Genomic DNA, 13,247 nt, shown 5'->3' with positions numbered 1-13,247 from the left:
AATCGGCGCTCCGGGCCTCGCTCGTTCCTCGCTCGTTTCCTCACGCCTTGGCTCAGGCGCGTTGTCTGGCGCCTGAGCCGAATCGGCGCTCCGGGCCTCGCTCGTTCCTCGCTCGTTTCCTCACGCCTTGGCTCAGGCGCAGACGCCGTCCTTGCACTCGTGGTCGAACAGTGCCCTGGCGAGGACCGTCGTCATGTCGGCAGGGTTCTCCGCGCCGTAGAAGTCGGAGAACGAGCTGCGCGAGATCTTGCGGAGGGAGTCCGCGTCGACGCCCGGGCCGATGCCGATCGTCGTGATCGCGATCGGCTTCTTGGGGTCGGTCGCCTTCTTGATCCGGTCGAGCAGCTGCTGGAGCGAGAGGCCGCCGTTGGGGTCCTCGTTCTTGCCGTCGGTCAGGATGACGACGGCGTTGACGCGCTGCGGGTCGTAGTTCTCCTTGAGCTTGGAGTACGCCGCCCAGATCGTGTCGTAGAGGCCGGTCCAGCCGTCGACCTCCTTGCTGAGGCTCGTGGCTGCGGTTGCCATCCGGGCGCGGTGCCCGTCGTTGCTCAGCTCACCGATCGGCACGAGCTCCTTGTAGTCGCGACCCGTGCCGCCCTTGTCGCTCGAGAAGACCCAGAGGCCGAGCTTCGTCGAGCGGGGGAGGGCGTTGAGCGCGATGCCGGCCGCCTCCTGGGTGATCTTGACGCGTGTCGTGTTGCCGACCTTCTCGTTCATCGAGCCGGACACGTCGAACACCGAGAGCAGCTGGAAGCTCGTCGTCGCCGCCTGCCAGACGTCGATGGCGGCCGCGACCTGCGCTGCCGGGGGCGTCGCACCGGGCTTGATCTCGCCGATGCTCCCGGGGGGCGTCGGCAGGGTGACCGGCACCGCGGTGGAGCGCAGCCCGAAGGACGCGAGCGTCTTGGCGGCCTCAGCAGAGCGGAGGAAGGCACGGAGGGCCTCGATGCCCTGTGCCTTGGCGGGGTTGGTCGAGACGTTGATGAGGCTGTACTCGAAGGACGGCGTGCCCTCGGCGGGGATGACCGCGACCATCTTCTTCTGCGCGTTGACCCGGTTGTGCTCGGCCAGGGCCGCCTCGGAGGTGGGGAAGGCGCTCGCCTTGGCCGGCTCGGAGGTGTAGGTCGCGAAGAGCTGGTCGTCCGAGGGCGCCATCTGCTGGGCGAGCTTGGGGATGATGACGCGTCCCTGCTCGGGGCTGAGCAGCGGCAGGGTGGTGGAGAGCGTCAGCATCCCGGCGGTCGTGCTGCGGGGGTCGCTCATCCGGATCGGTGAGTCGGACGCGACGAGCTCCAGCCAGGCCGGCTGCGCGTCGAGCTTGGAGGCCTCGGCCGGGTCCATCGCCACGACGAGGGGGCTTTCGGCGAACGGCGTCGCGATCTTGGCATTGAGGCCGGCGGCCTGGTTGACCTTCTGCACCCAGAGCGGCGAGTCCGGGATCCAGCCATCGGGTCGGTTGGGCTGGCCCTTGCCGAGGCCGATCATCGCCTCGATGGGCTTGCGGGAGATCACCTGGTAGTCGACGCAGGGGGAGCTGGGGTCGGCCTGGAAGGCCTTGACGAGCGCCACGGCCGCCGGCTGCATCGACGGCGCCGACCACAGGGTCACCGGCGTCTGGGTGGCGCACTTCTTCGTCGGGCCCGCTGCGATGGGGGTGACCTCGGGGGCCGTGTCCCTGCCCAGCCACCATGCCGCGCCGCCGGCACCGCCGCCGACGACGGCAAGGACGGCTGCGATTGCGCCCAGTCGCCGGCGCCTCCGGGCCTTGGCGATCCTGGCCTCGAGCGCCTTACGGGCGGCCCGCGTCTCGGTCAGGCTCTGCTCGTAGGAACCAGAAGGACGCAGTGGAGGTGGCGGGTTGGTCACGGGTGATCCTCACATGAAGACGCCCCGGGGGGATGGGCGTCGAGACATGAACCACCGAGCAACCTACCCGGGGATTCGCGCCGATTGTCGCTTGAGACTGCCGGTCTTGTCGAATAGCTGTTCATCCGCCGACGAGATCAGTCCTGGTCGGCGCGTGCGCGCCCGGACGGGCCACGGTGAGGCGGCTCGTGGCGACGGCTCGCTCCAGAGCGGGGACGACCGCACCGATGGTGGCCGCCCGCAGGCGGTTTCGGGCCTCAGGTCCGCCGGCGAGGCCGGCGTCGAGCAGTCCGGAGACGAGACCGGCCATGAAGGAGTCGCCGGCTCCGACGGTGTCGACCACGGCGACCGGCGGGACAGACGTGTGGTGCGTCTCACCACTGCGGGTCAGCGTCGCGGTCGCGCCCTGCGCTCCGCGGGTGACGACGACGAGGGCCGGCCCGAGCGTGGCCCAGTCGGCGACGACGTCGTCGAGCTCGTCCTCGGGCCGGAGCCAGGCGATGTCCTCGTCCGAGACCTTGACGACGTCGGCCAGCGAGATGCACTCCTCGATGAGGCGACGGGCGTGCTGCGGGTCGCCCATGAGGGTGGGCCGGGCGTTGGGGTCGTAGGAGATCGTCGCGGTCGACCGCGCGACACGCAGGGTGTCGCGCACGGCGCTGCCGCCCGGCTCGAGCACCGCGGCGATGCTGCCGGTGTGCACGTGGCCGAACTCCCGCAGGCCCGGCACGGCCGCCAGCTGCCACTCGAGGTCGAAGCGGTAGGTGGCCGCCCCCTGCTCGTCGAGCGTTGCGTGCGCCACGGAGGTGAACGGTGCGCCCTGCGACCCCGCGGTCAGCTCGACGTCCCGCTCCCGGCAGTGCTCGGCGATCCAGTTGCCGTGCTCGTCGGTGGCGATCCACGTCGCGAGCGCGACCGGATGGTCGAGGGCGGCCAGGCCGATGGCGACGTTGGCCGGACTGCCACCCACGTGCTCCTCGCTCGCGCCGCCGGACGACGTCACGGCGTCGATGAGCGCCTCGCCGATGACGAGGGTGCGGGCGTGTCCGGAGGCAGCGGGAGCGGTCATGACAGGGTCGTCAGTCCTCGACCATGTCGGCGGCGCCGAACCAGCCGGGGCGGCTGAAGTTGTGCTCGCTCTCGATGGTGCGGATCGTGCCGCTGCGCGAGCGCATGACGAGCGAGTGGGTGCGGGCGGAGTTGCTGCCGTAGCGCACGCCGCGCAGCAGCTCCCCGTCGGTGATGCCGGTCGCGACGAAGAAGCAGTCGCTCGTCACGAGGTCATCGGTCGAGAGCACGCGCTCCAGGTCGTGGCCGGCGTCGAGGGCCTTCTGGCGCTCGTCGTCGTCCTTGGGCCAGAGACGGCCCTGGATGACGCCACCGACGCACTTGATGGCGCAGGCGGCGATGATGCCCTCGGGGGTGCCGCCGATGCCGAGGAGCAGGTCGACACCGGTGCCGGGCCGGGCGGCCATGACGGCACCTGCGACGTCGCCGTCGGTGATGTAGCGGATGCGGGCCCCGGCGGCGCGCACCTCGGCGGCCAGTGCATCGTGGCGCGGGCGGTCGAGCATGACGACGGTGACGTCGGCCGGCGTCTCGTTCTTCGCCTTGGCGACGCGGCGGATGTTCTCGGCGACGGGGAGCCGGATGTCGACCACGTCGGCCGCGTCGGGGCCCGTGGCGAGCTTGTCCATGTAGAAGACGGCGGATGGGTCGTACATCGCGCCGCGGTTGGCCACGGCCATGACCGAGACGGCGTTGGGCATGCCCTTGGCCGTCAACGTCGTGCCGTCGATCGGGTCGACGGCGACGTCGTACTCGCGGCCGGTGCCGTCACCCACGTGCTCGCCGTTGAAGAGCATCGGGGCGTTGTCCTTCTCGCCCTCACCGATGACGACGATGCCGTTCATGCTGACGGTGGAGATCATCGCCCGCATCGCCTCGACCGCGGCACCGTCGGCCTTGTTCTTCTCGCCGCGGCCGACCCAGCGTCCACCTGCCATCGCCGCTGCCTCGGTGACTCGAACGAGCTCGAGGGCTAGGTTGCGATCGGGCGGACTGTGCTTCATTGGATCCTCCGGCTCTGCGTCATCGCGGACGGCGTCAGCCTATCGGGACGCGAGAGCCGGCACGGACAAGGTGCCGGAGACGCCTGGCGGTGGTGATCGGCAGCGGGTTTGGCCCGGTCCGCCGCCTCGGGGACGATGGTCCCATGACCGCCCCGGAGACCGTGCCGACGACCGACGCACCGCGCCCCAGCCGCTACTCGATGGGTTCGTTGTCCAACATGCTGCGGTCGCTGCTCTTCATGGGTCTGCTGGTCGCCGCGCTCGTCGCCATCGTCCCGCGGATCAGCGAGGTCGACCGGCCTGCCGTCGACGCCCTGGGCAAGGCCCGAGCGACGATGACCCAGACGGGCGGGACGCTCGAGCTGCCGCAGGGGCTCGGCGACGGCTGGGTGCCGACGGTGGCGACCTACGGGCCCGGCACCGAGGGCGTGCCGACGTTCACGACCGTGTGGGAGACGCCCGAGGGTGGCGACATCGCCCTCAAGGAGGCGACCGAGGTCACCGAGGGCTGGGTCGACCGCTCGGTGAACGACGGCGCCCGCGAGGGGTCCGTGACGGTCGGTGGCCGGACGTTCGAGCGCTACGTGGCCCGCGGCGGCTCGCAGGTCAGCTATGTCGAGCGCTCCGGCGACACCACTCTGGTGGCCACCGGCACGGCGGTCGAGGCCGAGCTCAAGACGTTCGTCGCAGCGCTCCGCGAGGTCACCCCGGCCCCCTGACCTGACGGTCTGTGGGCTGCTGGCGTCGGACGACCGTTGGTCGGACTCGGCGCGCGGGTGCTGCTCGGGGACGTGCCCCGGACCGCAGTTCCGCGAGCAGCGGTCGTCCGGAGCCCTGCCCTGAGCGGTATGCCGCTGGGCTCGGTCCCCGGGTCGGGTGACCTCGGGCGGTCGGCTCAGTCCTTCGCGGTGGCCTGCTCGATCTCGGCCTGGGCGCCGTCGAGCCACTTCTGGCAGTGCGCTGCCAGTGCCTCGCCGCGCCGCCAGAGCTGCATCGAGTCCTCGAGCGGAGCCTGGCCGGCCTCGAGCTTGGCCACGATGCCGATGAGCTCCTCGCGGGCGTCCTCGTAGCGCAGCTGCGCGATGTCGGGGAACGTCGCCTCGGTCTCTGCGTCAGCCATGCGGACCACCCTATGCCGGGCGTCGCGGGGCCCGCTTGCGCGGCGCGGGCTTCGCCTTCGCCGGCGCTGGCTCGGGTCCGGCTGCCGGATCGTCGAGGCCGTCGGTCACCGGGCGCACGCCGAAGTCGCCGCGGGCGACGCGGACGCGGAGCAGCTCGCCGATGCCCACGTCCTCCTGGTCCATGACGATGCGGCCGTCGCGGTGCTGGACGACGGCGTAGCCCCGGTCGAGCGTCGACTGGGGTGAGAGGGCGGTGACCTGACGCCGCAGGTGCAGGACCTGGTCGCCGGCCCTTTGGAGTCGCGCCTCCATCCGCAGGCGCGTCCGCTCGCGCAGGCCGTCGATCTCGGTCCGTCGCACCCGCACCTGCGCGACCGGGTCGGCCAGCACGGGCCGGGTCAGCAGGGCACGCAGGCCGCGCTGCTCCGCCTCGACCCGGCGCAGCACGGCCCCGCGCAGCCGGTCCCGGCCGCCGGCCACGAGGGCGACCTCGCGGGCCGCGTCAGGCACGACCTTCTTGCCGGCGTCGGTCGGAGTGGATGCCCGCCAGTCCGCGACGAGGTCGAGGAGTGGCTGGTCGACGTCATGGCCGATCGCGCTGATGACCGGGGTGCGAGCCGCGGCGACCGCACGGATCATCGCCTCGTTGGAGAAGGGCAAGAGCTCCTCGAGCGCGCCGCCACCGCGAGCGATGACGATGACGTCGACCTCGGGGTGCGCATCGAGCTCGACGAGCGCGGCGCAGACCTCGGTCACCGCCGTGTTGCCCTGGACCGCGACCTCGCGGATCTCGAAGCGGACGGCCGGCCAGCGGCGCCGGGCGTTCTCGACGACGTCCTTCTCGGCCGCGGAGCTTCGCCCGGTGATGAGGCCCACGCGGTGCGGCAGGAACGGGATCGGCCGCTTCCGTTCGGCGTCGAAGACCCCCTCCGCGGCCAGAGTGCGCTTGAGCACCTCGACCCGGGCCAGCAGGTCGCCGATGCCGACCGGGCGGATCTGCCGCGCCTCGAGCTGCAGGGTGCCCCGCTTCGTCCAGAAGGTCGGCTTGGCCTGGAGCACGACCCGCGCGCCCTGGGTGAGCGGGATCGGCATGGCGTTGACGGCGTTCATCGGCACCGAGACCGAGAGCGACATGTCGACGTCGGGGTCGCGCAGGGTGAGGAACGCCGTGCCGCCGCGGGGGTTGAACTGGACGACCTGGCCCTCGACCCACAGCTGCGACATCCGGTCGACGTAGTCGGCGATCTTGAGACTGAGGACCCGCACGGGCCACGGCTGCTCGGCAGTGGTCTCGGCCGCCTTCTCCGGCAGCGGTCCCATCGTGCTCACGGTGGTCACCCTACGGCTCCCGACCGACGGTCGAAGGTCAGGACGAGGCCGGGAGCCGGCCCAGCGGCATACGGGCGCGATTGGGGAGGTCACCGCCTGCCGACCTACCATGGGCGCATGACTCAGCCCGAGAAGAAGGTTCTCCTGGCCGCCCCCCGGGGCTACTGCGCGGGCGTCGACCGCGCCGTGGTGACGGTGGAGAAGGCGCTCGAGCTCTACGGGCCCCCGGTCTACGTGCGCAAGCAGATCGTCCACAACAAGCACGTCGTCAACACTCTCGAGCGGCGCGGCGCGATCTTCGTCGACGAGACCGAAGAGGTGCCCGAGGGCGCCACGGTCATCTTCTCGGCGCACGGCGTCGCCCCCGTGGTCCACGAGGAGGCCCGCACCCGCAGCCTCAAGACGATCGACGCGACGTGCCCCCTCGTCACCAAGGTGCACCGCGAGGCGGTCCGCTTCGCCAACGACGACTACGACATCCTCCTCATCGGACACGAGGGACACGAGGAGGTCATCGGCACCTCCGGCGAGGCGCCCGAGCACATCACCATCGTCGATGGCCCCGACGACGTCGACAACGTCACCGTCCGCGACCCCGAGAAGGTCGTCTGGCTCTCGCAGACCACGCTGTCCGTCGACGAGACGATGGAGACGGTCAAGCGGCTCAAGGAGAAGTTCCCCGCGCTGCAGAACCCCCCGAGCGACGACATCTGCTACGCCACGCAGAACCGTCAGCTCGCCGTGAAGCAGATGGCCCCTGACACCGACCTGATGATCGTCGTCGGCTCCCGCAACTCCTCCAACTCCGTGCGCCTCGTCGAGGTCGCCGTGGAGCACGGCGCGCGGGCCGGCCACCTCGTCGACTACGCCGACGAGATCCAGGAGGCCTGGCTCGAGGGCGTCACCACCGTCGGGGTCACCTCCGGTGCGAGCGTCCCCGAGGTGCTCGTCCGTGACGTCCTGACGTGGCTGGCGGAGCGCGGCTACGCCACCGTCCAGCCCGTCGTCGCGGCCGAGGAGTCGCTCCTCTTCGCCCTGCCGCACGAGCTGAGCCGCGACATCAAGCGCCTCTCCGGCTCCGAGGCGGGCACGGTGCGGCACGACGCGGCCTTCGAGGACGCCGGCTCGCTGCACTGACGTGGCGGGACGCCGGGCCGCTTTTTGACCCGGCGCCACGTCAGGCGCCCCGTACCCGGTCGCAGCCCCCTCGCGCCGTGATCCCAGATGCTCGGATGTGCTCTTCATCTCCCGCAGACCGGACGTGTCTGGACATAATCGAGTCATGAGCAACGAGCAACCGGAGAGCGGCCTCGAGTCGCAGCGGCGGTTCGAGGAGCTGAGCGCGAGGGTGGCCGTCACGCAGGCGGACATCGCGCACCTGCACAACCGCCTCACCGAAGCCCACGACCGGGCCAGCGCCACCGATGACCGCGCCGACTCCGATCGTCGCCGGATCGATGACCTCGAGACCCGAGCCGACGTGGACCGGCTCATGCTCAAGGAGCTCTATGAGGATGGGCTGCTCAGTGCGGAGCACATCGCACAGCTGCAGGACGCGTTGACGTCGTCCCGCAAGATCGGCGCGGCCATCGGCATCGTGATGGTGAGCCGACGCGTGAGCGAGACGGATGCCGTAGACATCCTCAAGCGGGCCAGCCAGGCCGCCAACCTCAAGCTGCGAGTCATCGCCGAGGAGATCGTCTACACGGGCGACCTCAGCACGCTGCCGCCGGACTGAGCCGTCCTCGGGGTGCGGTCAGGGCCGGCCGGCGAGGGCCGCGGCGATGGCCGGTGCCAGGTCGTCCGAGCCCTGCACCGCCTGATAGGTGCCTCCGGCCGACCTGGCCACCTCGGTGAGGAGCGTTGCGTCTGGCTTGCTGCCGACGCCGATGATGACGAGCTGCACGCCCTTGGCCGGGTCGTTCTTGCTCAGGTGCGCCTTGACTGCGCCGAGGGAGGCGCCGAAGTCATCGTCATTCGGACCGGCCGTGACGACGACGGCCGTGCTGGCTCGACCCGGCTGCGCCTGGGCCCGCGCGGCGTCCACTGCGGCGATGACCGTGTCATAGAGGCCCCGCCCACCGCCCGCGACGGTCGGCATCGACTCCAGCCCCTTGGCGATCGCCTGCAGCTGGCCCGCCCGGCTCAGTGCTCCCGGGGCCACGACCACCAGATGGTCCTCGCCCTTCGGCCCGAGGTGCTGACCGTAGAGCCACAGTCCCACCCTCGCTCGGTCGGGCAGCCTGCCGATGCCCAGCTGGGCACCCTCGCTGATCCGGTCGAGGATCGTGCTGCCGGCAACCTGCGACAGCGTCGTGCCGGACGTGTCCAGCGCGAGCACACCCGACGGGGCCGGCTGCACCGCAGCCCACGCGTCGCGCAGCTTCTCGGCAGTGGCGAGGCTCAGCGCCGGCAGCGGCGTGACCTTGCCCAGCGCCGTGGTCGCGGGCGCCTCTGCGCCCGTCCGCGTGCCCGCTGGGGCTGCCTCGACGCTGCTGCTGGGGGCCGCCGGAGCCGATGCTCCGGCACCCGGAGGTGTGAAGCCATGCGCCGCGACGACGGCCCGGGCGGCATCCGAGGCGAGGAAGTCACGCAGGCTGCGCAGGACCCGGGAAGCCACGGTGCCGTCGGCGACGGCGACCAGGGAGTACTCGAGGGTGGGTGAGCCGTCGGCCGGTGCGACCCCGGTCAGGGGGGAGTTCGCGTTGGTGGCGTTGTAGCGGGTCAGTTCGGCCATCGAGACGGGCGTCGTGACGTCGCGTCTGGCGTCGCTCGCGGCGACGATGGCCGAGCCGGGCTCGGTGAAGGACCGGGCGCTCTCCGCGACCCGCTTCAGGGCCGTCTCCGAGGCATCGGGTGCGGCGGCGGCCAGCCCGAGCAGGCCGACCGTCGACGTGGTCGGGTCGGGCAGGGCGAGCCGCGGCCCGTCGTCGCTGCCCTCGGCCAGTGCGGCCCAAGCGGCTCGCTCGGTCTCCTCGGCCGAGGCGGGGGTCATGGCGAGCACCACCGGAGTCGCGGCGAAGGGCTCGTCGGCCACGAGCCCGAGGCCCGCGCGGCTGTTGGCCTGCTCGAGCCAGAGGTGGGCATCGACGACCCAGGCGTCGGGTCGGGTCGGGCCGGCCAGCGACTGGGCGACCGTGCTCGACTCGAGGGGCACGACGGTGAAGGCGGCGCAGGGCACACCGGGCTGCGCCGTGAAGCCCTCGACGACCGCGGTGAACGCGGGCGCCATCGCCGCCGGCACGGCCACGGTCAGGTGGGCGGGCCGCTTGCACCCCGAGGTGACGTGCTGCGTGCTGGGGGCGGCGGGTGCCGCTCCGGGGGCCGCGAGTGGGGGCGCGTCGCTGCCGCCCCGGAGGAGCTGGAAGCCGATCCCGACCCCCGCGACGACCGCGACCGCCGCGGCCGCAGCGACGGTGATCCGCACCTGCCGCTTGCGCAGCTGTCGCTGCTGCACCTCGTGACGCCTGCTCTCGCGGGTGGCCAGCAGCGAGGCCTCGTAGGGGCCGACGCGCCGGCTCGCCGGAGGGGGCACGGCCGCGTGTGTCTTGCTCGTCTCGTCTCGCCCGCCGAAGTCCACGTCGCGAGTATGCGGCGATTCGTGCAGGACACCAACCGCAGCCCAGCGTCGCGGTCGACAGCTCTGACGATGCGTCCCGCTGGCGGGCAACCGTCGGATTTGATTGTGGGAGAAGGGGTTTGATGGGTGGGTCGAGTCAGGCCTGGGCAGGCGGGTTCAGCCGCAGGACAGCCCAGCAACGACAGGAGTTCACCCGCTGGTCAACCGGCGTTCTGCAGCCCTGGGGGCGTCTCAGCCGCCCAGGGCCGCCCGCAGCGCCGGCAGGAGATCCCCGGGCTCGGCGGCGCTGCGGTATCGCCCGCCGGTCATCGTGGCGAAGGACTCCAGCGCCTCGGCCTTCGGCTCACTGCCAAAACCGATGATCTCCATCCGGATCGGGTTGCGGGCGTCGACCAACCGCTTGAGCTTGGCGCGAGCGTCGTTGAGCGAGGCGCCGTAGTCGTCGTCGTTGGGCCCGTCGGCGATCACCACGACGGTGTTCTGCTGGCCCGGGGCATAGATCGACCGCGCGCGCTGGTAGCTCGCCACGATGGTGTCGTAGAGTCCGCGGCCACCGCCCACGACGCGCGTGAGACCGGCCATCTGCTTGCGCACGTCACGCAGGTGCTCCGTGTCGCCGATGGGCGCAGCGCCCAGCAGCTGGCGGAAGTCGTCGCCCTTGTTGCCGATGTGCAACGAGTAGGCCCACAGGCCCACCCGGTTGGTGGGCGGCAGCGAAGCGACTGATTCGAGGGCGGCGGCCTGAATGACCTCGAGGCGCGTGCCCTGGTCCGTGCGCCGGAGCATCGAGCCGGAGACGTCGAGCACGAGGAGCGTCTGGCGCTTCGGGCTGGCGGCCGCCCACGTCGACCGGACCGTCTTGAGGGCCTGTGCATCGGGAGCCGATGCCTCGACGACCTGGCCATAGAGCGGCGAGGGCAGCTCTGGATCAGGGCCTCCGGGTGTCGTGAAGCCGGCCGTCGAGAGGGCCGACTTGGCGTCCTCGGTGCCGAGGTAGGCAGCCAGGTCGGCGATGAGCCCGGCCACCTTCGGCTCGTCGGTCACGGTGATGAGGCGGTAGTTGAGGGATGGTGCGCCGTCGACGGGAGCGACGGCCGCGAGGGCCCGCCCGCCGTTGGACTCGTTGAAGGCGAGCAGCTGCGCGGCGGAGACGACCACCCCGAGGGGCGTCTGCGAGTCGGCCACCGCGGCCAGGCCCGGGGCGGGGGAGGCCGCGCTGGCCCGGATCACCTCGGTGAGCCGGTCGGCCGGCAGACCCGCAGCGGCCGCCCCGAGCGCCCAGGCGCCCGCGGCAGAGCGCGTCGGGTCCGGCACGCGGACGGGGGTCCCAGCTGTGAGCGCCGAGGCCCACTTCGCCTCGGCGCCGACCTGCTCGGCGCCGGCGCGCGGCATGGCCACCACGATGCCGGTCGACGCGAAGGGCTCAGCCACCGTGAGCTGCCCACCGGCGAGCGAACCGGCTCGCGCGACCCACTCGGTCGAGTCCGTAACCCACGCATCCGGAGCGGCCGCCGTGCCGATCGTGCCCGAGACGGCGAAGGGCTCCACCGACTGGATCGTGAACGCCGCACAGGGCCCGGTCTCCTCGGTGCTCAGTGTCTCGGCGAGCGCCGCGAGCACCGGCGCGACGGCAGGTGCCGCAGCCACGGTGACCGCTGTGGCGTCGGAGCAGGAGATCGGGGAGGCCGCAGTCGACGGGACGGAGGTGGGCGGCGCGGCAGGAGTGAGCAGGCGCCAGCTGACGAAGCCGGCCGCGGCCACCGCCACTGCTGTGACCGCCGAGATGACGACACGGCGGCGACGTGCTGCCTGCACTCTCGCGCGGTGAGTGGCCTCGGCCTGGCTGGCCGACTCACGCAGTGATGCCTCGTAGGGGCCGATGCGTCGCTCCGGCCTCGTTGGTCCCTCTTCCGGGGTGGGGCCCCCACCCACCGTCACTGCGCACCACCTGTCACGGGGGCAATTCTCGGGGGCGACGAGGTGGAAGTCCACCGTATCGGGCGCGCGTCAAATGTGCAGTTCGCCGCTTCCACGACGTCAGGCGCTCTCCTCGCGTTCACCCACGCGCCCCTCGCCGTGCACGGGGTCCACGACGCGCTCGCGGGCGAGGTGAACTTCGTCACGTGCCGCGCGGCCGACATCGCCGAGCCCGGCCTCATCGCCGAGCAGCTCGGGCGCGCTCAGCGTCCTCGGCGCTGCCTCGAGCGGCAGGGTCTCCGGCTGCTCGTCCTGCTGGGCGATCCCCAGCTCCCGCAGCCGGCGCGCCGTGACGAACACGCGAGACTCGAGCGTGCCGACGAACCGGTTGTAGTTCTCCACGCTGCGGGCGAGTGACTGGCCCATCGCCGAGACGTGGCCGCCGAGGGTCGAGAGCCGGGCGTGCAGCTCCTGGCCGAGGGCGAGGAGGTCTCGGGCGTTCTGCTCCAGCGCGTCCTGCTGCCAGACTGCGCCGATCGTGCGCAGCACGGCGAAGAGCGTGCCGGGGGAGGCGAGGACGACCTTGCGGTTCAGCGCGTGCTCATAGAGCCCCGGGTCGTCGGCGAGCGCCGCGCCGAGGATGGCCTCCCCGGGGACGAAGCACACGACGACCTCGGGCGAGCGGCTGAAGGCGCTCCAGTAGGCCTTGCCCGCCAGCGCGTCGACGTGCCGGCGCAGGGACGTCGCGTGGGCGCCCAGCAGCTCCGTGCGCTCCTGGGCGCTGACCGACTCGCCCTGTGCCTGGAGGAAGTGGGACATCGGCGCCTTGCTGTCGATGACGACGTGCCGCCCGCCGGGCAGGTTGACGACGGCGTCGGGTCGGATCGTCGCGCCGTGGCTCGACGTCCGGGTCACCTGCTCGTCGAAGTCGCAGCGGGCGAGCAGCCCCGACAGCTCGAGCACCCGACGCAGCTGCACCTCGCCCCAGGCGCCCCGGACCGAGGAGGCGCTGAGGGCGCTCGCCAGGGTCGCAGTCTCGGAGCGCAGGGACTCGGTCGACCGGCTGACGGAGTTGAGGCGCTCACCGAGCTCGCCGAACTGCTCGACGCGGTCGCGCTCCAGAGCCCCCACCTGCCGCTCCACGCGGCCGATGGTGTCGCGCAGCGGCGCGAGCAGGGCTGCCGTGTCGGCCGACTCGGCCCGCGCCAGCTCGAGGTCGTCGAGCCGTTGGCGCAGGACGTCACGCTCGGCCTCGGCGGCGGTCGCCCGGGACAGGAGCGACCCACGCACCCAGAGGAAGCCGAGCAGGCCACCGAGGAGCAGGCCGGTGACGAGACCGGTGAGCAGTGCGGCTGAGTCCAT

At 72.0% G+C, this 13,247-nt stretch carries 11 protein-coding genes; 3 read left to right on the top strand and 8 right to left on the bottom strand.

From position 1 onward, the window contains the following. Window positions 1–132: 132 nt before the first annotated feature. The 3 genes from OO014_RS11060 to glpX all read right to left on the bottom strand — a co-directional run bounded on the left by OO014_RS11060 (window position 133) and on the right by glpX (window position 3,938). The gene (locus OO014_RS11060) at window positions 133–1,866 is read right to left on the bottom strand and encodes a substrate-binding and VWA domain-containing protein (RefSeq protein WP_272462371.1); all 1,734 of its coding nucleotides are present in this window, start codon (window positions 1,864–1,866) and stop codon (window positions 133–135) included. Between the two features lie 121 nt (window positions 1,867–1,987). Further along, window positions 1,988–2,935 (bottom strand): carbohydrate kinase family protein, encoded by a 948-nt coding sequence (locus tag OO014_RS11055; protein WP_272462370.1) that lies wholly within the window; start codon window positions 2,933–2,935, stop codon window positions 1,988–1,990. 10 nt (window positions 2,936–2,945) lie between these two features. Further along, the gene (gene glpX, locus OO014_RS11050; protein WP_272462369.1) at window positions 2,946–3,938 is read right to left on the bottom strand and encodes a class II fructose-bisphosphatase; all 993 of its coding nucleotides are present in this window, start codon (window positions 3,936–3,938) and stop codon (window positions 2,946–2,948) included. A gap of 143 nt (window positions 3,939–4,081) precedes the next feature. Here glpX and OO014_RS11045 point away from each other — a divergent pair, with 143 nt between their 5' ends. Continuing rightward, window positions 4,082–4,657 carry a DUF4245 domain-containing protein gene (locus OO014_RS11045; RefSeq protein WP_272462368.1) on the top strand — a complete coding sequence of 192 codons (576 nt, stop codon included), beginning with the start codon at window positions 4,082–4,084 and terminating at the stop codon, window positions 4,655–4,657. Window positions 4,658–4,833: 176 nt separating this feature from the next. Here OO014_RS11045 and OO014_RS11040 read toward each other — a convergent pair whose 3' ends face one another. Next, window positions 4,834–5,058 carry an exodeoxyribonuclease VII small subunit gene (locus OO014_RS11040; protein ID WP_272462367.1) on the bottom strand — a complete coding sequence of 75 codons (225 nt, stop codon included), beginning with the start codon at window positions 5,056–5,058 and terminating at the stop codon, window positions 4,834–4,836. Window positions 5,059–5,068: 10 nt separating this feature from the next. Beyond that, complete coding sequence (xseA, locus tag OO014_RS11035) at window positions 5,069–6,379, bottom strand: exodeoxyribonuclease VII large subunit (protein ID WP_272462375.1); 1,311 nt, start codon at window positions 6,377–6,379, stop codon at window positions 5,069–5,071. A gap of 126 nt (window positions 6,380–6,505) precedes the next feature. Between xseA and OO014_RS11030 the strand changes: the two genes are divergently transcribed. Beyond that, entirely contained in the window at window positions 6,506–7,525 is a 1,020-nt protein-coding gene (locus OO014_RS11030) for a 4-hydroxy-3-methylbut-2-enyl diphosphate reductase (RefSeq protein ID WP_272462366.1), read from the top strand. A 145-nt stretch (window positions 7,526–7,670) separates the two neighbouring features. Beyond that, complete coding sequence (locus OO014_RS11025; protein WP_272462365.1) at window positions 7,671–8,126, top strand: ANTAR domain-containing protein; 456 nt, start codon at window positions 7,671–7,673, stop codon at window positions 8,124–8,126. Between the two features lie 18 nt (window positions 8,127–8,144). Here the strand turns inward: OO014_RS11025 and OO014_RS11020 are convergent, their stop codons facing one another. From OO014_RS11020 to OO014_RS11010, 3 genes are all read right to left on the bottom strand, one after another. After that, window positions 8,145–9,968, bottom strand: coding sequence for a substrate-binding domain-containing protein (locus tag OO014_RS11020; RefSeq protein WP_272462364.1), 1,824 nt, complete (start codon window positions 9,966–9,968; stop codon window positions 8,145–8,147). Window positions 9,969–10,199: 231 nt separating this feature from the next. Continuing rightward, window positions 10,200–11,783 (bottom strand): substrate-binding domain-containing protein, encoded by a 1,584-nt coding sequence (locus OO014_RS11015; RefSeq protein ID WP_272462363.1) that lies wholly within the window; start codon window positions 11,781–11,783, stop codon window positions 10,200–10,202. A gap of 222 nt (window positions 11,784–12,005) precedes the next feature. Continuing rightward, window positions 12,006–13,247, bottom strand: coding sequence for a DNA recombination protein RmuC (locus OO014_RS11010; RefSeq protein ID WP_272462362.1), 1,242 nt, complete (start codon window positions 13,245–13,247; stop codon window positions 12,006–12,008).

The sequence above is a fragment of the Intrasporangium calvum genome, from assembly GCF_028446585.1.
In the GTDB taxonomy this organism is placed as follows: Bacteria; Actinomycetota; Actinomycetes; order Actinomycetales; family Dermatophilaceae; genus Intrasporangium; species Intrasporangium calvum_A.
This window is presented reverse-complemented; position numbering and strand designations above follow the sequence as displayed.

What these genes read in the sequence shown, in the direction of transcription:
- OO014_RS11055 (WP_272462370.1), bottom strand. Translation starts at nt 2,935, where the DNA reads ATGACCGCTCCCGCTGCCTCCGGACACGCCCGCACCCTCGTCATCGGC.
- glpX (WP_272462369.1), bottom strand. Translation starts at nt 3,938, where the DNA reads ATGAAGCACAGTCCGCCCGATCGCAACCTAGCCCTCGAGCTCGTTCGA.
- OO014_RS11045 (WP_272462368.1), top strand. Translation starts at nt 4,082, where the DNA reads ATGACCGCCCCGGAGACCGTGCCGACGACCGACGCACCGCGCCCCAGC.
- OO014_RS11040 (WP_272462367.1), bottom strand. Translation starts at nt 5,058, where the DNA reads ATGGCTGACGCAGAGACCGAGGCGACGTTCCCCGACATCGCGCAGCTG.
- xseA (WP_272462375.1), bottom strand. Translation starts at nt 6,379, where the DNA reads ATGGGACCGCTGCCGGAGAAGGCGGCCGAGACCACTGCCGAGCAGCCG.
- OO014_RS11030 (WP_272462366.1), top strand. Translation starts at nt 6,506, where the DNA reads ATGACTCAGCCCGAGAAGAAGGTTCTCCTGGCCGCCCCCCGGGGCTAC.
- OO014_RS11025 (WP_272462365.1), top strand. Translation starts at nt 7,671, where the DNA reads ATGAGCAACGAGCAACCGGAGAGCGGCCTCGAGTCGCAGCGGCGGTTC.
- OO014_RS11010 (WP_272462362.1), bottom strand. Translation starts at nt 13,247, where the DNA reads ATGGACTCAGCCGCACTGCTCACCGGTCTCGTCACCGGCCTGCTCCTC.